General features: G+C 58.8%; 17 protein-coding genes. 9 read left to right on the forward strand and 8 right to left on the reverse strand.

The features are described from left to right. Positions 1-300 precede the first annotated feature (300 nt). Entirely contained in the window at positions 301-1,371 is a 1,071-nt protein-coding gene (locus CH74_RS01040) for a tellurite resistance/C4-dicarboxylate transporter family protein (RefSeq protein ID WP_048305641.1), read from the forward strand. A 75-nt stretch (positions 1,372-1,446) separates the two neighbouring features. Here the strand turns inward: CH74_RS01040 and lldD are convergent, their stop codons facing one another. Together lldD and CH74_RS01050 are read right to left on the reverse strand one after the other, a co-directional pair. After that, the gene (gene lldD, locus CH74_RS01045; RefSeq protein WP_048305642.1) at positions 1,447-2,601 is read right to left on the reverse strand and encodes an FMN-dependent L-lactate dehydrogenase LldD; all 1,155 of its coding nucleotides are present in this window, start codon (positions 2,599-2,601) and stop codon (positions 1,447-1,449) included. Between the two features lie 165 nt (positions 2,602-2,766). After that, positions 2,767-3,738, reverse strand: coding sequence for a universal stress protein (locus tag CH74_RS01050; protein WP_048305643.1), 972 nt, complete (start codon positions 3,736-3,738; stop codon positions 2,767-2,769). Positions 3,739-4,110: 372 nt separating this feature from the next. Between CH74_RS01050 and CH74_RS01060 the strand changes: the two genes are divergently transcribed. The 8 genes from CH74_RS01060 (at position 4,111) to CH74_RS01095 (ending at position 13,628) form a co-directional block, all read left to right on the forward strand. After that, positions 4,111-5,496, forward strand: a complete 1,386-nt coding sequence (locus CH74_RS01060; RefSeq protein WP_048305645.1) for a V-type ATP synthase subunit B — start codon at positions 4,111-4,113, stop codon at positions 5,494-5,496. Positions 5,497-5,517: 21 nt separating this feature from the next. Then, entirely contained in the window at positions 5,518-6,123 is a 606-nt protein-coding gene (locus tag CH74_RS01065; RefSeq protein WP_048305646.1) for a V-type ATP synthase subunit D, read from the forward strand. Continuing rightward, positions 6,120-7,901, forward strand: coding sequence for a V-type ATP synthase subunit I (locus CH74_RS01070; RefSeq protein ID WP_048305647.1), 1,782 nt, complete (start codon positions 6,120-6,122; stop codon positions 7,899-7,901). Before CH74_RS01065 ends, CH74_RS01070 begins: the two co-directional genes overlap by 4 nt. Then, positions 7,889-8,338 (forward strand): ATP synthase subunit C, encoded by a 450-nt coding sequence (locus tag CH74_RS01075; RefSeq protein WP_048305648.1) that lies wholly within the window; start codon positions 7,889-7,891, stop codon positions 8,336-8,338. Before CH74_RS01070 ends, CH74_RS01075 begins: the two co-directional genes overlap by 13 nt. A 17-nt stretch (positions 8,339-8,355) precedes the next feature. Then, complete coding sequence (locus CH74_RS01080; protein ID WP_048305649.1) at positions 8,356-9,048, forward strand: ATP synthase subunit A; 693 nt, start codon at positions 8,356-8,358, stop codon at positions 9,046-9,048. 17 nt (positions 9,049-9,065) lie between these two features. Further along, the gene (locus CH74_RS01085; RefSeq protein ID WP_048305650.1) at positions 9,066-9,764 is read left to right on the forward strand and encodes a hypothetical protein; all 699 of its coding nucleotides are present in this window, start codon (positions 9,066-9,068) and stop codon (positions 9,762-9,764) included. 159 nt (positions 9,765-9,923) lie between these two features. Continuing rightward, positions 9,924-11,783: a V-type ATP synthase subunit A gene (locus CH74_RS01090; RefSeq protein ID WP_048305651.1), complete on the forward strand. Its 1,860-nt coding sequence runs from the start codon at positions 9,924-9,926 to the stop codon at positions 11,781-11,783. Between the two features lie 87 nt (positions 11,784-11,870). Then, a complete protein-coding gene (locus CH74_RS01095; RefSeq protein ID WP_082140234.1) occupies positions 11,871-13,628 on the forward strand; it encodes an alpha/beta hydrolase in 1,758 nt (585 codons plus the stop codon). Positions 13,629-13,815: 187 nt separating this feature from the next. Here the strand turns inward: CH74_RS01095 and CH74_RS01100 are convergent, their stop codons facing one another. The 6 genes from CH74_RS01100 to CH74_RS01125 form a co-directional block, all read right to left on the reverse strand. Further along, positions 13,816-14,370: a cytochrome b gene (locus tag CH74_RS01100; RefSeq protein WP_048305652.1), complete on the reverse strand. Its 555-nt coding sequence runs from the start codon at positions 14,368-14,370 to the stop codon at positions 13,816-13,818. A gap of 91 nt (positions 14,371-14,461) precedes the next feature. Then, positions 14,462-15,016, reverse strand: a complete 555-nt coding sequence (locus CH74_RS01105; RefSeq protein WP_048305653.1) for a cytochrome b/b6 domain-containing protein — start codon at positions 15,014-15,016, stop codon at positions 14,462-14,464. Beyond that, positions 15,009-15,284, reverse strand: coding sequence for a PepSY domain-containing protein (locus CH74_RS01110; RefSeq protein WP_048305654.1), 276 nt, complete (start codon positions 15,282-15,284; stop codon positions 15,009-15,011). Before CH74_RS01110 ends, CH74_RS01105 begins: the two co-directional genes overlap by 8 nt. A gap of 253 nt (positions 15,285-15,537) precedes the next feature. Continuing rightward, entirely contained in the window at positions 15,538-16,512 is a 975-nt protein-coding gene (locus tag CH74_RS01115; RefSeq protein WP_082140235.1) for a cytochrome-c peroxidase, read from the reverse strand. 401 nt (positions 16,513-16,913) lie between these two features. Further along, a complete protein-coding gene (locus CH74_RS01120; RefSeq protein ID WP_048305656.1) occupies positions 16,914-18,239 on the reverse strand; it encodes a HAMP domain-containing sensor histidine kinase in 1,326 nt (441 codons plus the stop codon). Further along, entirely contained in the window at positions 18,236-18,895 is a 660-nt protein-coding gene (locus tag CH74_RS01125; RefSeq protein ID WP_048305657.1) for a response regulator transcription factor, read from the reverse strand. Before CH74_RS01125 ends, CH74_RS01120 begins: the two co-directional genes overlap by 4 nt. Positions 18,896-19,017 lie beyond the last annotated feature (122 nt).

The following is a 19,017-nucleotide window of genomic DNA, read 5'->3' on the forward strand; positions in this document are numbered from 1 at the left end:
TTCCAGCTCCGTCGAGACGCCGCCATCAAGAGTCAGCGTCTGTCCGGTCTGCAGCCGTTCCCAGACGTCGCTGTAACGGGTGCCGGCAGAAGGCGTTGAAGTTTCCATGAGATAAAACAGATTCCTTGGATGTTCGATGAAAGAGGCGGTGTCTGACCCACCGTCGGTTTGGCTATCTCTAGATCACTTTAGCCCTAGCCCATTCCAGTTCACTCATGTCTTTGAGAGTGGTCTATCTTGGGGATGAATTCCATATCCGGCTTTGAAGAGCCAACAACCCGTCTGGGGTACCACACCACGATGACAAATGAGACACCTCAGCCCACTTTGCTCAAAGCCGTCGTTTGCGACCTGCATCCCACCTATTTTGCCATGGTCATGGCCACCGGCATCGTCTCCATTGCGGCCTACAAATTGGGGCTGCCACCGATTGCCTACGGGTTGTTCTATCTCAACTGCATGACCTATGGCGTCTTGGCAGTATTGCATGCGCTACGGCTTTGCTGGTTTCCGCATCGTGCACTATCGGATCTGCACGACCATTCCCGGGGCCCGGGCTATTTCACCTGGATCGCCAGTACCGCTGTGCTAGGCACCCAATGCGTCATGCTGGTAAACGCCTATACGGTGGCACTGGTGCTGTGGGTTTTGGCCTGCCTGCTGTGGGTAGGCATCACCTATACCTTTTTCACGCTGTTCATCATCAAGAAGACAAAACCGCCGCTGGAAGATGGCATTAACGGCGCCTGGCTACTTGCCGTGGTGGCCACTCAGTCCGTTTCCGTGCTCAGCGCTCATATGGCCAGCGAATGGCTGGAACCCTATCGACTGGAAGTGAATTTCCTGGCCCTGTCCATGTGGCTGTGGGGCGGCATGCTCTACATCTGGATGATTGCGCTAATCTTCTATCGCTACTACTTCTTTCATTTTTCGCCGAAAGATCTATCTCCGCCTTTCTGGATCAGCATGGGCGCCATGGCCACCTCGACTTTGGCGGGATCACTGCTCATCGCCAACAGCCCGGATGCCCCCTACCTGGACTCGTTGTTGCCGTTTTTGAAGGGTTTCACCGTGTTCTTCTGGGCTACCGGCACCTGGTGGATTCCCATGCTGTTGCTGCTCGCTCTCTGGCGTCATGTCGTCAAGGGCCTGTCCGTGAAGCACAACCCGCTGTACTGGGGTGCTGTCTTTCCCGTAGGCATGTACACCGTGGCCACGGAAAAAATGACCCAGGCAATGCAGCTGGAGTTTCTGCAGATCATTCCGCAGGTCTTCTTGTATATCGCCCTGCTGGTCTGGACGGTGACGTTTCTCGGCCTGCTGGTCAGCATGCTGCAGACGGTTCGCGCTCGGAAGAGCCGAACCTCGTAGCACCATGGAGCAACGCAATCGCAAAAAGGCAGCTCGGGCTGCCTTTTAGTTACCGATTTCGATGGCCGTCCTCGCTTACTGGGCCGCCTGCTTCAGTTCGCGTACCAGCAGGTCGGCATTGATGTCGCCGATGGTCCTGGCGCCGGTGAGTACCATCGCCACCCGCATCTCCTGCTCGATCAGATCCAGCAGATTGCGCACCCCGGCCTCGCCGTCCACCGCCAGGGCATAGATATAGGCGCGACCCAGCATGACGCAGTCGGCGCCAAGGGCCAGCATGCGCACCACGTCCAGCCCGGTGCGAACCCCGGAATCGGCAATCACCTTGAGCTCCCCTTTCACCGCATCCGCAATCGCCGGCAGTGCGCGGGCGGTGGAGGGCGTACCGTCGAGCTGACGTCCACCGTGGTTGGAGACCACCACCCCGTCGGCGCCGAAGGACACCGCGTCCCGGGCATCATCCGGATCGAGAATGCCCTTGATGATCATGGGGCCGTCCCAGAACTCGCGAATCCACTCAAGCTCTTTCCAGGAGATCGACGGATCGAAGTTCTCTCCCAGCCAGCCAATGTAATCCGCAAGGCCCGTCGGATTGCCACGATAGGCAGAAATATTGCCCAGGTCATGCGGCTTGCCCCGCAACCCCACGTTCCAGGCCCAATGAGGATGCGTCATGGCTTGCAGCACCCGGCGCATTGGCGCATTCGGACCGCTCATGCCGGAGTGGGCATCCCGATAACGAGACCCCGGCACCGGCATGTCCACGGTGAAGATCAGCGTGGTCACCCCGGCAGCCTTGGCCCGCTCCAAGGCGTTCTTCATGAAGCCTCGGTCCTTGAGGATGTAGAGCTGAAACCACATGGGACGCTTGATGGCCGGGGTGACCTCCTCGATGGGGCACACCGATACCGTGGACATGGTAAACGGGATGCCTTTCGTCTCCGCGGCCCTGGCCGCCTGTACCTCGCCCCGGCGGGCGTACATGCCGGTCAAGCCCACCGGCGAAAGCGCCAGGGGCATTGACAGGGTCTCATCAAAGAAACGAGTCGTCAGATCCAGCTCCGACATGTCGTTGAGCACCCGCTGACGCAGGGCGATATCCGCCAGATCCTCGACGTTGCGCCTGAGAGTGTGTTCGGCGTAGGAGCCGCCATCGATATAGTGAAACAAAAAAGGCGGCAGTCGACGCTTGGCTGCCGCCCGGTAATCCGTGGAAGCGGAAATGATCATCAGGCAAGTCCCTCGGTGGTTGCAGGGTCGACGCTTGCAGGGTCGATGTCTTGGCTCATGGTACATTTCCCTTTGGGCTAGGCGCTATCTGAAGCCGTCATCCTCGAGTGCAATTTCTTCCCTTGATAGACGATTGGACCTGAGGCGAGCAACATTCTCACCCTCTCAGTCAAAAACTATCGGCGACGTGAAATTCGACGGCTTGACCGCAAGCACGGAACAGCTCAGCCGATCAAGAGTCGCTTCCGCCGTATTGCCGATCAGCCACCCCGTAATGCCCGCGCGTGCAACGGTCCCCATCACCACCAGATCCGCCTGCAACTGGACGGCCATCGCGGGAATCATTTTCATTTTCTCCGGTGCCCCTTGGAACGCATGAAATCGGGGCACAATATAGTCATAGGCTTGCTGCCCTATCCAAGTAGGCAGCAGCTGCTTCAAGCGGTTCATGGCATTCATGTGACTGGCATACACACCCTCGGTGAAGGCCTGCTCCGCACCTCTTCTATCATTCGCCCATATGCCCACATAGCCCGCATGCGGGGCGTCCCAGACATGCATCACATGCAAGATGGCGGAGTTCGCCAAGGCCAGCGAACTGGCCGTCTTCAGAATCTGCTTGGTAAGTGGCTCTTCGAGCGTTTCGGGACGATCAGCATTGAAATCGATCGCCGCAACGATGTCGTCATACCGTGCCTTTTCACCAGGCTTCATCAGCCAGACAGGGCACGGACATTTGCGCAGCAAATGCATGTCGTTGCTGCCGAACAAGCGATCGCGCCAGTCCGGATTCTCCGCGGACTTGATGACCAGATCAAAAGAGTGATTCACCACATGACGAATCGTTTCCATGAACAGCTTACCGAGCAGCACATCGACGTGAATGGTGCAGTCTTTGCGGTAGGGCACCATGAGTGATGTCAGTATCTCGCGGCGCTCTGCGATCATGGCCGCTTGCAGCTCGGCAGGGTCGGACGCATTGGAAGGCGATGTAAAAGATGCATCGATAGGTGCCATGACATCGATCACCGTCAACTCCGCCTGGTTATTTTCCGCCAGTAACACGGCTCTGCTGATGGCCGCCTCGGTTTCCGTGTCGGCTTCTATCACATAGAGGATATTTCTGAACTGCTTCATGGCGCATCTCCAGCGAAGGACTGTTCAGGGTCTAGCATCATGTTAGCCATAGGTCGTAAGACAAACCAAGGCTTGCGGACAAAGCGCCCATTATTGGCAATGTCCGATGTCAGCAAGAGCCTCTGCAACGCCTGTATTTTCAAGAGCGACAAACGGTAATTCGGTAAATCCTCGCCCCTATCTTGATCCAACTCATGAGCGCTCGGGACTCTCATTGACTCTTTGATGAGTTGGAGGCATGTTCATTAGAAGAATAGTAAAAAGCATGCGAACAAGTGTGCTCTCCCCTTCGACGAATTTCACGTTGTCATCGGCAGCGTTGTTTGAGTCATGCCGAGACGAAGCCCTATTGAGTGGAGCTATTGGTCAGGCATGTCACAACCTCTCAGTCACTATCGCAATATTCTCAGCATCGTCGGCGGCATCGTGCGGGTGCGGGTGCCCAGCGGCGACGGTAGCCAGCCTACGCCGGCGCGCTTTCGCGACATTGCCAGCCTACGCAAGGCCGATGGTGAGACGGTGCTCGCCCAGGTGATCCGCATCGATGACGACGTGGTCTCACTGCAGGTCTTTGGCGGCACCGCCGGGCTTACCACTCAGGCATCCGTGCGCTTTCTCGGCCATCCGATGCAGGTCACCTGCTCTCAGAACGTGCTGGGGCGTGCCTTCAACAGCCTCGGCGACCCCATGGATCGCGGCCCGTCATTAAGCGAAGACCGGCGGGTGGATATCGGCGGGCCGTCCGTGAATCCCATGCGCCGGGTGATGCCGAGCCGCATGATCCGCACCGACGTGCCCATGATCGACGTCTTCAATACCCTGGTGGAAAGCCAGAAGATCCCTATCTTTTCCGTGGCCGGCGAGCCTTACAACGCCTTGCTTGCTCGCATCGCCATCCACGCGGACGCAGACGTGGTGGTGTTCGGCGGCATGGGCCTGATTTTTGATGACTACCACTATTTTCGTCAGCGCTTCCTCGATGCAGGGGTATTCGCCCATACGGTGATGTTCACCAACCTGGCCTCGGACTCGGTGGTGGAGCGGCTTCTGATACCGGACATGGCCCTGGCGGTGGCGGAGCGTTTCGCCGTGGAGGAAGGCAAGCGCGTGCTGGTGCTGCTCACGGACATGACCGCCTTCGCCGACGCCCTGAAGGAAGTCGGCATCAGCATGGAGCGGGTGCCGTCGAATCGGGGCCACATGGGGGATCTCTATTCCCAGCTGGCGCGACGCTACGAAAAGGCCTGCGACTTTCACGGCGCCGGCTCGGTAACGGTGCTGACCGTCACCACCATGCCTGGCGACGACATCACCCACCCGGTACCGGACAACACTGGCTACATCACTGAAGGACAGTTCTATCTGCGCGATGGTCGGATTGATCCCTTCGGCTCTCTGTCGAGGCTCAAGCAGCGGGTAATCGGCAAAAGCACCCGAGAAGATCACGGTGCTTTGATGAACACCATGATTCGGCTTTATGCCGGCGCTCGGGACGCCCAGCAAAAGCGCGCCATGGCCTTCGAGCTCTCCAAATTCGACGAGAATCTGTTGCGCTTCGGCGATCTGTTCGAGAAACGCTTCATGGACGTATCCGTTTCCCTGCCTTTGGAGCGCGCCCTGGATCTGGCTTGGGAGACCCTGGCGGAATGCTTTGAGCCCAAGGAACTGGTCATGCGCCAGCAGCTCATCGACAAGTACTTTCCCGGCAAAAAACGCCAGGGTGCAGAGCAAAATCAAGCCGCTAACCTGGCTCAGTGATCGGAAAAAGGATGTAGCGCTGTGGCAAGACTCTCACTCAACAAGACGGCCCTGCATCGGGAGCAGTCCCGGCTTCAGCAGTTTCAGCGACTGCTGCCGTCCCTGGATCTCAAGCGCCGCCAGCTGATCGCCGAGCGCTTGCAAGCCCGCAAGACGCTGCAGGAGAGCGAAGCCGAGCTGGACACCCTGATAGCCAAGGTGCGCGATCAGCTGCCCATGGCCGGTGACGACACCCTGAAGCTCAAGAATCTGACCCGGGTCACCCATGTGCATCTGCGCGAGCGCAACCTGCTTGGTGTGCATCTGCCGGTCCTCGAGGAGGTCGATATCGAACTCGCCGACTACCCCCTGCTGACCACGCCTCACTGGCTGGACCGCTATCAGGCGGCGCTGCGGGAAGCCCTGGCACTGACGGTACGCCTGCAGGTGGAACGGGAGCGACTGAGGCGCCTGGAACGTGCAGTCAAGCAGGTCACCCAGCGGGTCAACCTGTTCGACAAGGTGTTGATCCCCCGCACCCGGGAGAACATTCGCCGCATTCGCATCCATCTTGCCGACGGCGAGCGCTCCGCAGTGGTGCGGGCCAAACTCGCCAAACGCAAGCAGGCCCAGGGAGCGCGCCTATGAGTATCGTGGCACTGAGTAGAATGACCCTGCTAGGCAGCCACGGCGGCAAGCAGGGCACGCTGCGCGAGCTCCAGCGTCTTGGCGTCATGCATCTGATCGATTTGGGGCCGGAAAAGCAGAGCACTCCCACTGCCGCGAGCGCAAGCGATACCCGTAAAGCCTTGGCCTACCTGCTCGACTGTCCCATCAAGCGCCATCAGGTGCCGGATGATCCGGACTTCGATCATTCGACCACCGTCGAACGCGCATTGGACAATCAACGCCGGATGCGAGACCTGGAAGATCGCATCGATTTCACCCGACAGCGTCTCAAGAACCTAAAACCCTGGGGAGATTTTGATTTTCCGCCTCTGGAAAGCCTTGCCGGGCATCGTCTGTGGTTCTACGAGGTGCCCAACTACCGGGCACGCCAGCTTACCGACGTAGCGCTGCCTTGGCAGGAGGTGCATCGCGATAACCGCAATCGCTACATTGCGGTGATCAGTCAGGAAGAGCCTGCAGCGGATGCCATGCCGGTGCCGCGCACCCATACCGGCAGCGTGCCCCGCTGGCAGCTGCGGGAAGAGCTGCAGCGCCTGGTGATACGTCTTGATGAAACCGTCGCCGAACGCGAGGCGCTGACCCGCTGGATCCATTTGCTGCACCGTCATCAGGCTCAGGCGGACGACGCTGCGAGCCTGAAGCAGGCGCAGCATCTCACCCGAGACGACGACGCCATCTTCGCCGTGCAGGGCTGGGTGCCCCAAACGGCTCTCGAGGACGTTCGGCGTCTCGCCGAAGAAAAGGGGCTTGCTCTGCTCAATGAGCCGGTGGGACCAGAAGACCAGCCACCGACGCTCCTCGATAACGATGAGCGTACCGCCGGCGGCGCGGAGATCGTGGGGTTTTATCAGATGCCCGGCTACCGCAACTGGGACCCATCCCGAGTGATCTTTTTCTCCTTTGCAGTGTTCTTCGCCATGATTCTGGCGGATGCGGGCTACGCCCTGCTGATGCTCGGGGCGGTGCTGTTCTTTTCAAAACGGCTCAAGCAAAGCCGCGCCGGAACGCGAGTGCGCACCCTGGGGTTCGTGCTGGTGGGCTTTACCCTGGTCTATGGGGTGCTCGCCGGCAGCTATTTCGGCTGGAGTCCGCCACCGGAGAGCTGGCTGTCATCCTTGAAGCTTCTCGACGTCAACGATTTCGGCCAGATGATGCAGCTGGCGATCGGCATTGGCCTGGCGCATTTGATCATCGCCAACGCCACCGTCGCCTGGCACCACCGGGGCCATAGCGCCATGCTGGCGCCCTTGGGCTGGATCGTCGCGCTGTTGGCCGGTGTCATGCTCTTTTACGCCATTCCCGGTGATGGACTCGCATTGGCTCTGGGGCTTGTCGCCGTCTTCGCTTTCACGGATACCCGTCCTATCCACGAGCCGCTGGATCTGCTCAAACGGGTCGGCGGTGGGCTCTACGCCCTGACCGATGTGACCCGGGCTTTCGGTGACGTGCTGAGCTATCTGCGCCTGTTTGCCCTAGGGCTTGCCAGCGCCTCTTTGGCGGTCACTTTCAACCAGCTCGCCGCGGATGCAGCGGCGGCCTATCCGGGCCTTGGCATCCTGTTCTATGTGCTGATTTTGATCATTGGCCACGCGCTGAATTTCGTGCTGGCGGTGGTCAGCGGCGTGGTGCACGGGCTGCGGCTCAATCTCATCGAGTTCTATCACTGGGGTATCTCGGACGAGGGATACCCCTTCAAGGCATTCAGAAAAACGGAGACTACGCTATGGAGCAACTGATCATCGCATTGGGTTGGGCAGGACTTTACGGCCCCATGGCCCTGGGGGCCATCGGCAGCATCATCGGCTGTGCCATCGCCGGCCAGGCGGCCATCGGAGCTCTGCTCGAGACCGAGTCCGGTCACGGCCGTTTCATCGGACTCTCGGCCATGCCCTCCTCCCAGAGCATCTATGGCATCGTGGTGATGTTCACCCTGCAGCGTCCGGTGACGCTGGCCACCTCCGCGGGGCTTTTCTCCGTGGGCATTCTGGCCGGGGTGGCGCTGTTGTTGAGCGCGGTTTATCAAGGCAGCTGCTGCGCCTCGGCAATCAACAGCTCAAAGAGCAAGCCGGAGATTTTCGGTCTGTCCATTGCGCCAGCGGCGATCGTCGAAGGCTTCGGGGTGTTCGCCTTCATCTTCGCCCTGGTAATCGCCGGTAATATTCCAGCGCAGTAATGCCAAGGAGACAACCCATGAGTCAATCGGAAACGGTTTCCCAAGGTGCGTCCTCTGGCGTCGATGCCCTGATCGAGCGCCTGCGTGGCGAGGGCGTCGAGCAGGGTCGGGAAGAAGCCCGGCGCATCGTCGCCGATGCACAAACCCGTGCCACCTGGATGATCGAACAGGCAAAACGAGATGCTCAGGAGCTGCGAGAGCGGGCTGAAGAGGACGCCAGACGCCTGGAAGATTCCACCCGGGAAGCGCTGCGAGTCGCCGCTCGGGACAGCGTACTGGAAATGCGGGCGACGCTGACTCGTCGCTTTCGCGATCATCTGCGTTGGCTGGTAGGTCAGACCCTGTCTCAGGAAGATTTGTTGCAGCGGCTGATCCTCGAGCTCGCCGTCCGCACCCGGCGCGACACACCGCTGGATGCGGAAAAGGACGTAGAGGTGATGCTGCCCCGGGACGTGCTCGGACTCGAAGAGCTGCGTCGACATCCGGAGAAGCTCAAGGAAGGCACCCTGTCCTATCTGGTGATCGCTCAGGCTCAAGAGGTGCTGCGCGAAGGAGTGCGCTTCACCAATGGCGAACAGGCCGGCGGTCTGCGAGTGCGTCTGCACGAACACGAGATGGAGCTTGATATCAGCGACGAGGCGGTGGCGGAGCTTCTATTGCAGCATTTGCAGCCGCGCTTCCGCGCCATGCTCGAAGGCATCGTCAAATAGCCATGTCACCAATAGCCATGTCAAAACGCCATCAGTATGTCGATCTGCTCGCAAGCCTGCCGGCCTTGCCCGCCACGCCCTTCGGTCGTGAGCCGGTGCCGATCTCGGCGATCCGCTTGGAGCATCGCCTCGAGACGTTGAGCGAGGCCCATCAGGTCAGCCTGCAGAGGCTCGAGACATTGCTCGACTGGCAGCATCTGGGCCTGGACGTTTCCACCGATGCCTATCTCCAGCGCTACCGGCAGGCGGCACCACAGCTAGCGGAGCACGGCGTGGATGATCTTGTCGAGACGATGCTCGAACGCCACACCCTGGTGACGGCCCTGCGCCGGCGCCGACTGGGCGAACCTGTGCCAGGTCTGGGCGAGGCCTGGGGGTTCGGCCCGCGCCTGGCCCATATCAGCGCCCATTGGCAGGCATCGCTGTTCGGCGTGGGCGCGGTTTTTCCCTGGCTCAGTGAGGCCCGGGATCATCTTGAGCACGACCGCCCCTGGGAGCTGGAACGGCTGCTGCTCGAAGAAAGCTGGCGCCGACTTGCTCGGGCGCGCCAATATGATCGTTTCGACTTTCGCGAGGTCGTCATCTACTGGCTGCGCTGGCGTCTGATCGCCGCCTGGCAGCGCTACAACGCCGAGGCGGCACAGCGTCGACTGCAGGCGGATATCGAACGTGGACTCGGCGATTACGAGACAATCTTTTCGGGAGATGGAAATTGAGAATGGCTGACACGGTCCTGCAAGGAGAATGGGCTTTCCCGTTGGCAAGCCTCCGCGAGGGCGCTGTAAACCCGTCCCTGGGCGCTACTTTTGCCCTCCCTGGCAAAAGACCCTCGCTACGCCTTGCCATCGGCGCCCATGGTCACTGGGAGTTTGAAAATGATTGTTAAGCAGGAAGTCCATCGCGACTGCCGAGTGGTCAGCGTTCAGGATGACATCGTGGTCATCGAGGCCACGGAGCGCTCGAAGGGGCTGATGAAAAACGAGGTGGTCTATATTCTTCCCGTCCAAGGCCAAAAAGATGATGGCAAAAGCCACGAACTGCGCCTCAAGGGAGAGGTTTTGCGAGTGCAGGGCAAACGCGCGGACGTTCAGGTCTTCGAGGACACCGGCGGCATCAAGATAGGCGACGCGGTGGAACAGACCGGCGAGATGCTTTCCGTCACTCTGGGTCCTGGTCTACTCGGGCAGATTTACGACGGCCTGCAGAACCCTCTGGAGCAGATCGCCCTGCGCTCAGGCTTCTTCCTGCCTCGAGGATTGCATCTGGAGGCGCTGGACAAAACCACCAAATGGTCCTTCTCTACTCAGGTGCGCATAGGCGCCAAGCTGCGCGCCGGCGATACGCTCGGCACCGTGCAGGAAGGCCGTTTCACCCATCGCATCATGGTGCCCTTCGATACCCGAGGGGAACAGGAAGTCAGCTGGATTCAGGAGGGCAGCTTTGCCGTGGATATGCCGGTGGCGCGGCTGAAGGATGCGTCCGGTGCCGAGCGTCAAGTCACCCTGGCCCAGCGCTGGCCGGTGCGTACACCACTGCCGAAACGCCTGCTCGATAGCGACACCAGCGAACGGCTTTATCCCAGCCGGCCCTTGGACACCACCATCCGGGTGATCGACACTTTCTTTCCTATTGCCACCGGCGGCACCGCCTGTATTCCAGGCCCCTTCGGTGCCGGCAAAACGGTGCTGCAGAATCTCATTGCCCGTCATTCCACCGTGGATATCGTGATCATCGTCGCCTGCGGCGAACGGGCTGGAGAGGTGGTGGAAACCATCACCGAGTTCCCTCAGCTCAACGACCCCACCACCGGCGGCTCACTAATGGATCGCACGGTAATCATCTGCAACACCTCCTCGATGCCGGTGGCCGCCCGGGAAGCCTCCATCTATACCGGTATTACCCTTGGCGAATATTACCGCCAGATGGGACTCAACGTGCTGATGATCGCCGACTCCACCTCGCGCTGGGCCCAGGCAATGCGTGAAACCTCCGGGCGCATGGAGGAGATTCCCGGCGAAGAGGCCTACCCTGCCTATCTGGACTCGGCGGTGCGCAGCGTCTACGAACGCGCCGGGGTGATCCGCAACAACGCAGGCGACAGCGGTAGCCTGACCCTGATCGGCACTGTCTCGCCTTCCGGGGGCAACTTCGAGGAGCCGGTGACCCAAGCGACCCTCGCCACGGTCAAGGCGTTTCTCGGCCTGTCTTCGGATCGTGCCTACAAGCGCTTCTACCCGGCGGTGGACCCGCTGCTGTCCTGGTCCCGCTACCGGGCGCAACTCGAGCCCGCCATTGCCGAGCGTCTCGGCGCTGAGTGGCCGGCACGCATCGATGCGCTGCTCAAGCTTTTGCACGACGGGGAAGACGTCAATCAGATGATGCAGGTCACCGGGGATGAAGGTATCACCCTTGAGGACTTTCTCACCTATCAAAAGGCGAGCTTCCTCGACCTGGTCTACTTGCAGCAGGACGCCTTCGATGACGTGGACGGCAGCACGTCCCCGGAGCGACAGCGGCGCAGTCTGGCATTGATTTATCCGCTGGTCAGTTCGGAGTATGCCTTCGATGACAAGGAAGCCATTCGCGAATACTTCACCGCCCTCGCAAGCGAGATGAAGAATCTCAACTATGCGGCGCTCGATTCGAGTGAATACCGGCGCCACTACGCAGAGATTGAAAAACTAGCCCAAGAAGTTGGGCTCGAGATTAGCGCGCCATCACAAGATTCGACCTAACTTGTGTTATTTGGCAGCATGGAGAAGTCGTGCATTCCCTTGAGTAATGCAGTGCTCCTGAGGCCTACCGATTAGGAGTTGATCAATATGAATCAATATCGTCAGCCATCTTCCCTACTTGCCAGTCGCTACGCACCGCGCATGATGGACCAGGCGTTCAAGGCGAACATGTCCACCCTGACCGGAGGTATCACGCCAGCTGGAACATCAGCAGTGATTTATGAATGGCTCGTCCATCTCGCCATGTCGCCGGGCAAGCAGATGGAACTAGCCGAGGATATAAGCTTCAAGGTCGAGCACCTGCTGCGTCACATTCGAAGAGCCAACGCCTTCATGGGTACAGAGCCCTGCATCGAGCCAACGCTTCAGGATGATCGTTTTTCCGGTGACGCCTGGTCCCGCTGGCCCTACAGTGTTATCTACCAGTCGTTTCTGCTTCAGCAGGCATGGTGGGAAAACGCCTCCACCAATATCGACGGCTTGTCACAGAGTACCGAAAACATGGTGTCCTTCATCGGGCGCCAGATGCTGGATCGCTGGTCGCCCTCTAACTTTCCCTGGCTCAACCCGGAAGTGATCGACGCAACCCTCAAGCAGGGCGGCATGAACTTCCTGCGTGGCTGGGAGAACTTCTGCGAAGACAGGGAACGACGAATGACCGGCTGCCCGCCAGCGGGTGCAGAGCAATTCAAGGTCGGCGAGAATCTTGCGACCACGCCGGGCAAAGTCGTCTATCGCAACCAGCTGATCGAGCTTATCCAGTACACCCCGACCACCAAGAAGGTCTACGCGGAGCCAGTATTGATCGTGCCCGCCTGGATCATGAAGTATTACATTCTCGACCTGACGCCGGAGAAATCTCTGGTGCGCTATCTAGTGGATCAAGGCCATACGGTCTTCATGATCTCCTGGCGCAACCCGACGTCTGAAGATCGCGACCTGGGCATGGGCGACTATCGTCGACTTGGCCCCGCAGCGGCGCTGGACATCGTATCCGCCATTATTCCGGATCAAAAGATCCACGCGGTGGGCTATTGCCTCGGTGGCACGCTGCTTTCGATTCAAGCCGCCACCATGGCGCGCGACGGTGACAATCGCTTGGCCTCGATGAGCACCCTCGCGACCCAAGTCGACTTCACCGAGGCCGGTGAACTATCGCTTTTCATCACTCGAAGCCAGGTCGACTATCTCGAAAGCATGATGCAGGAGCGGGGCTATCTCGACGGGAGCCAAATGGCCGGCGCCTTCCAGCTGCTGCGTTCCAACGATCTTGTCTGGTCACGAATGGTGCGCGAATACATGCTGGGCGAGCGCCAACCCATGATCGCGCTGATGGCCTGGAACGCCGATACGACACGCATGCCTTACAAGATGCATTCCCAGTATCTGCGCTGGCTCTATCTCGACAACGACCTCGCTGCTGGGCGCTACATCGTCGGTGACCGCCCTATTGCCATCACCGACATCAACGTGCCGCTTTTCGCCGTGGCAACCCAAAGCGATCACGTCGCTCCCTGGCGCTCCGCCTACAAGATTCATCTGCTGTCCGATGCAGAAGAAGTCACCTTCCTGCTCACCAGCGGCGGCCACAACGCCGGCATCGTCAGCGAGCCGGGGCATCCGAGGCGCGTCTATCAGGTCGAAACGCGTAAGGAAGGAGAAAACTACATCGATCCAGATACCTGGCAGCAAACCATGCCTCGGCAAAAAGGCTCCTGGTGGCCGGTCTGGCAGGCCTGGCTGGTGGAGCGTTCATCCAAGGAGCAGGCTGCACCACCGGAGATGGGCGGGCAGGACTATTCCCCTATCGCGGATGCGCCAGGTACTTATGTAATGCAGCAATGAAATTTCCATGGAAGTAAAAAATAGCGCCACTATCTTTGAGAGGTAGTGGCGCTGGTTTTTGCACGGCAACTACATGACATTTTATCTTTCAAAGACGGCTTGTTCCGCCAAACGTCTGGCGCGCTTGCCTGCCAGATATTCTGCCTACAAAACCTTCGAAAATCGCCTGGCATACATCGTTCCATGCTCAGCTCTGATCGAAACGTTTTGCAGTCATACGTATAAGCGTATCGTCATGCTTGATGAAGTGATGATAAAGCGCCGCCGCGAAATGACCGAGCACCAGCGCGACGAACAACCAGGAAATCTGTGCGTGCCATTCGCCCAGCGCGACGGCCCAGGGAATCTCATTCTTGCTCTCGGCAACGAGCTCGATGCCCAGAAATCCAAGGCCGTGACCTCCCCCCACCATGAGCAGAATGCCTGTCACCGGCATCAACACCATGCACGCATAGAGCAGAAAATGTCCGCCTTTAGCCAGAAGCTGCATGGCGCCCTGGCCATGTACTTCGGGACGCCGTTGTCGCTGGCTCAACATCCAGATGATTCTAAGTGATACGAGCACAAGCAATAACAAACCAATATCAACATGCCAAGGCACTATATTGTTACCGATCCAGTGCTCTCCCTCGTTGATATAACCACCAAGTGCCATGAATTGAACAATGATAAGAAGCGCCATTGTCCAGTGAAATAGGAGACTGATAACGCCGTAACGCCGCTGTGTGTCCTGATAAGTCATTGCTCACTCCTTATATGATGATTAAAAAAATAAGCCATCTCCGCCACTGATTCTCGAGACCATTCACGCGGCTTCCGAGCATAGGCAGACGTCAATAACGCCGCTTATAGCCGGTCATCATGGAACGAATCAGATTCTCGCGATGATGGAAGCTTTCATAGATTGCCGCTGCCACATGAAGCCCAATCGCTATGAGAGTGACGTTCACCGATATTTCATGTATCTCCTCGATCGTCTTGCTGCCCCAGCCCCAGTCAGTGGTCATCAGCCAGCCGCTAACGCCGATCACGCCGACAGCGATGAGCAGCAAAAGAATCATGATCGCCGCCGCGGGATTATGGCCAAGATAGCGCGGCTCCTGGCCTCGGATCATCTGGCGCACATAATTCGCCAGCTTTGCCGGCCCGGGTACGAAATCGCTGAAACGTGCATGACGGCTGCCGATTACGCCCCAGATCAAGCGAAAAGCCACCAGACCCAATGCCACATAGCCAGCCCATTCGTGAATGGTGCGATTGCTCTCGACGATGAAGTAGGCGACGGCAAATGCCGTCACCAGACTCCAGTGGAAGATGCGTACCGCCGGGTCCCAGACCTTGACCCGATCAGCCCGGGCCACAGTGCTGGTTTCCCCGTTATCAGTCATTGCGATGCTCCTCCACGGCCTCACCATTGACCGGGTCAAAGTAGATTTCGACCTTCACCCCGTCCTTGTCTTCTCCATAGATTTCGTAGCAATTGGTGTCGGTAACGACGAATCGATCGATCTGGTAACCCTGATCCTCGAGCTGCTGTTGCATGGCGTCCTCGCCCATCCATTCGGACTCCGGCGCATCGGTGCATTGAGGAGCAGCGACGGCGACACCGGCAAACGACAGAGCAGCGGCAACAACCAGCACATGACGAATTTGCATAAAAACTCTCCTTTTCACGGCCTTGATCATGTCTTACGGGCACATGCCAAATCGGCATGTCGTCATCGTGGCAAGCCAACCTGACACGAGGCTTAAAAGACGTCTTTAATATTGAAAAAAGTGGAGGATATACGTGATTTCTGTATTCCCTTTTGCGAACGACAAGAATACGGACAGTCGTTATTATCGAGGGATGTCGCTAACTCTTTTGGCATGGGATACGGCGTGGATTGGCACCACGCCGTCATTCAGATTACTGATCGATACCCAGCTCCGGGCGCGGCGTGTCCGCGTTGCTAGGTGGCAAAATGGGATATTCCACCCGGGGTTGCTCGCCGGTCAGGCTATGCAGGAATGCGGTGATCGACTCTACTTCCTCGTCGTTCAACTCGGCCCCTAGTTGCGCCGTTCCCATTACCGCCACCGCCTGCTTCAAATCCCAGGCCTTGCCAGTGTGGAAATACGGTGGCGTCAGGGCAATGTTGCGTAGACTTGGCACTTTATAGACGTACTCATCGGAGGCGGACTCCGTCACCGCGAAGCGCCCCTTGTCTTCCGGCGGCAGGAAATCGGCACCGGGTTTTTCCACCACGCCAAAGGGTTGATATTGATCGCCTCCAAGATTGATGCCGCTATGACAGGCGGCACAGCCCTTGTTGACGAACAGATCGAGCCCAGCCTTCTGCTGATCGCTCAAGGCATTGGCATCCCCCTTCAGATATTGATCGAAAGGCGCATTGGGCGTGATCAACGTTGCCTCGAACAAAGCGATCACATCCTGGATATTGTCAATATTGATGGCATTTTCCGCCTCAGGAAACGCCTCCTCGAAAGCGGGTTGATAACCGGGAATACCCTCGATCATTTCCACCGCGTGCTCGTGGGTAGTAGCCATCTCTACCGGATTGATCAAGGGACCACCCGCCTGTTCGGCGAGATCCGCAGCGCGCCCATCCCAGAACTGGGCGGTGTTGAATACCGCATTGAGCACCGTAGGTGAGTTACGTCCCCCTAGCTGCCAGCGATGGCCGATCGAGGTTTCCAGCATATCGACCCCGCCGAGCCCGACCAGGTGGCAGGTATTGCAGCTGATGGCATGGCTTTTCGACAGTCTTGGCTCGAAATAGAGCATCTTGCCAAGCTCCACCTTGGCAGGCGTGCTGGGATTGCCTTCCATCTCTGGTGGCTGCTCGGGAATTGGCTTGAACAGCGCCTGGGCGCGGCTCATCAATTCATCCTCCGCGGCCAAGGCGCCCCTGCCACTACCACTCCAACCAACATCAGTACCAGGCTTCGTTTTTGCATGCTGATCTCCCTTGTCATGCGATGAACTACCCTGCCCCTCATTGAGGCATGAACGCCTTACAGGAAGCTTAAGCTCACGAGATCAGCAGTTTTTGTCTGCTCCGGCGTCGAGCCTGCTGGGCTGGTTACCCACCGATTCAAGCTCGACGAGTTCGAGAAGAGCTAGGATATCTTCAGCGTCTCGGCTATCGGATACCGGCACAGGTATTCCTGAGTGAGTGCTCAGGAGCCCTGAAAACGGCAGGTGCTGCACTTATTACTTGAATTCAGAGAGTCGAGCGCTTGTCGCTCCAACAGCATGCCGTTGATATTGGTCAGGGGAGCTCAGCGTGGTAGCCGTATGCTCGCCTCGAATCCGTCTTCCCGGCCTATTACAGGAGAGATAAGCACCAGAGAGACGCCGGCTCCCACGGCGATCGCATGGGCGATGGCGAGCCCCAGCCCCGAGCCGCTGGCCCGAGTGTTCGCCCGTTGGAAGCGATCCGTCAGTCGGCCTAGATCTTCTGCGGGCACCACTGGCCCTGAATTGATCACACGCAATACGCCCTCGCTCGACACGACGACCCCCACGGGTTTGTCCTTGTCACCGTGCTTGAGCGCGTTTTCGATCAGATTTCGCAGCAGAATTGCCAGGGCATCCGGATCGATCGACGAGACTATTCGCTCTTTCCTGGGCAACGACAGCTCGAGGCGCGTCCCGAAGACGCGTCGAAAGTCATCGACGACGTGGACGACGATCGGCAGAACGTTCTGCGGCGTCTCGGCCAGCAGTCCTCCGCTTTCGGCCTTGGCCAACTGCATCAGTTTTTCTGACAATCGGGACAGCTCGCGTAGCGAGTCCTCGATTCGCCCCACCCGATCCTGTAGCGGCCCCGGCGGCGCTTCACGGCGCAGGCGCTGTACCTGGGCCAGGGATGCCGCCAATGGCGTGCGCAGCTCGTGTGCGCTGTTGGCGGTGAAGCTGCGTTCCGCCTCCAATGCACTGCGCAATCTTGCCAGCAACTGATCCACCGCCTCGGCGATCGGAGTAAGCTCTGCTGGCAGACGCTGAGCCTTGACCGGCGATAGATCTCCTGCATTACGCGCCTCGAGTGCCTGCCGATAGGCAAGCAGGCCACCCAGGCTATGGCGCACGAACCACCAGATGCCGACCAGGCTGAGCGGTACCAGCACCGCCAGGGGCAATAGCAGCATCGCCAGCATCTCTCGAGTGGCCCGACGGCGATAGGTCAAGGGTTCGGCAACCTCGATGAAGAAGGTATCGCTGACTGCAGAGATACCGTAAAGCCGATGCGTAGCGGTGCTGCGCAGCCCCATTTCAGGCGTTTCAGGAAAGACGGACAGATCGACGTCATGGGACACGAGCAAGGGCGTACCATTCGCTTCCCGCACCAGGTAGGTGATGTATTCCTCATGGGGGCGCAAAGAGGCGACCTGTTGAAGCAGATTGGAATCTTCCCGATTGAATATCTCGACGACAGCCAGGGACAGGATGCGCTGCGCCGTCTCTTCCAGGGAGCTGTCGAGAGTCCTGTCGATGGAATGCTGCACGATGAACACCGTCAACGTGGTTGCAACCAACCAGAGCAACACCACGCCGAGGGTTAGCCCGATTCCAAGACGACGCTGCAGGCTGACCGGCTCGCTCACGCCTGTCCCAGCCGATACCCCATGCCACGCACCGTCTCGATCGTGGCATGGCCCAGCTTCTTGCGTAGCCGACTGATATGAACCTCGATGGTGTTGCTCTCGATTTCTTCGCCAAAGGCGTATAGACGATCCTCGAGCTGGGATCGGGATAAAAGCGCCCCGGGGCGCTGCATGAATGCCTCGAGCAGCGCCCACTCCCGGGCCGTCAGTTCGACGCCATACCCGCCACGCTTTATCGAATGGGTGACCAGATCGATCTCCAGTTCGCCTATCTTGATGAGTGGATTGGGGTTACCCGCATAACGTCGCGCTACGGCGGCGATTCTCGCCGACAATTCCGCCAGATCGAAGGGTTTGACGAGATAATCGTCCGCGCCGGCGTTCAGCCCTTCGATACGATCGGAAATTTGATCCCTCGCCGTCAGGACGATGACCGGCGTCGTGTCACCTTTCCGACGGCAGTGCTTCAGCAGATCGAGCCCGTTTCCATCGGGCAGCAGAAGATCGAGCAGCAGAAGATCGTAGGCGGTGGTCGCAAGACATGCCTTGGCATCGGCTAGCGTCTGCATCCAGTCCACTGCGTGGCCATCCTCGGCGATCTGGTCACGCACCGCCTCGCCCAGGTTGGGTGCGTCCTCGATCAGCAATATGCGCATATCCCATCTCCTCATGGCATCACGGATACATCGAGACTAACGCACCCACCTGACGACGACCTGAACGAAAGCGGTTAACTCTTGTATAAAATCCCAAGTTGTCGCTTCAGACTGCTGTCAGA

It is taken from the genome of Halomonas sp. PR-M31, from assembly GCF_001039575.1.
In the GTDB taxonomy this organism is placed as follows: Bacteria; Pseudomonadota; Gammaproteobacteria; order Pseudomonadales; family Halomonadaceae; genus Modicisalibacter.

Coding starts and splice junctions, on each gene's coding strand:
- CH74_RS01040 (WP_048305641.1), top strand. CDS start 301: ATGACAAATGAGACACCTCAGCCCACTTTGCTCAAAGCCGTCGTTTGC.
- lldD (WP_048305642.1), bottom strand. CDS start 2,601: ATGATCATTTCCGCTTCCACGGATTACCGGGCGGCAGCCAAGCGTCGA.
- CH74_RS01050 (WP_048305643.1), bottom strand. CDS start 3,738: ATGAAGCAGTTCAGAAATATCCTCTATGTGATAGAAGCCGACACGGAA.
- CH74_RS01060 (WP_048305645.1), top strand. CDS start 4,111: ATGTCACAACCTCTCAGTCACTATCGCAATATTCTCAGCATCGTCGGC.
- CH74_RS01070 (WP_048305647.1), top strand. CDS start 6,120: ATGAGTATCGTGGCACTGAGTAGAATGACCCTGCTAGGCAGCCACGGC.
- CH74_RS01075 (WP_048305648.1), top strand. CDS start 7,889: ATGGAGCAACTGATCATCGCATTGGGTTGGGCAGGACTTTACGGCCCC.
- CH74_RS01080 (WP_048305649.1), top strand. CDS start 8,356: ATGAGTCAATCGGAAACGGTTTCCCAAGGTGCGTCCTCTGGCGTCGAT.
- CH74_RS01085 (WP_048305650.1), top strand. CDS start 9,066: ATGTCAAAACGCCATCAGTATGTCGATCTGCTCGCAAGCCTGCCGGCC.
- CH74_RS01090 (WP_048305651.1), top strand. CDS start 9,924: ATGATTGTTAAGCAGGAAGTCCATCGCGACTGCCGAGTGGTCAGCGTT.
- CH74_RS01095 (WP_082140234.1), top strand. CDS start 11,871: ATGAATCAATATCGTCAGCCATCTTCCCTACTTGCCAGTCGCTACGCA.
- CH74_RS01100 (WP_048305652.1), bottom strand. CDS start 14,370: ATGACTTATCAGGACACACAGCGGCGTTACGGCGTTATCAGTCTCCTA.
- CH74_RS01105 (WP_048305653.1), bottom strand. CDS start 15,016: ATGACTGATAACGGGGAAACCAGCACTGTGGCCCGGGCTGATCGGGTC.
- CH74_RS01110 (WP_048305654.1), bottom strand. CDS start 15,284: ATGCAAATTCGTCATGTGCTGGTTGTTGCCGCTGCTCTGTCGTTTGCC.
- CH74_RS01115 (WP_082140235.1), bottom strand. CDS start 16,512: ATGAGCCGCGCCCAGGCGCTGTTCAAGCCAATTCCCGAGCAGCCACCA.
- CH74_RS01125 (WP_048305657.1), bottom strand. CDS start 18,895: ATGCGCATATTGCTGATCGAGGACGCACCCAACCTGGGCGAGGCGGTG.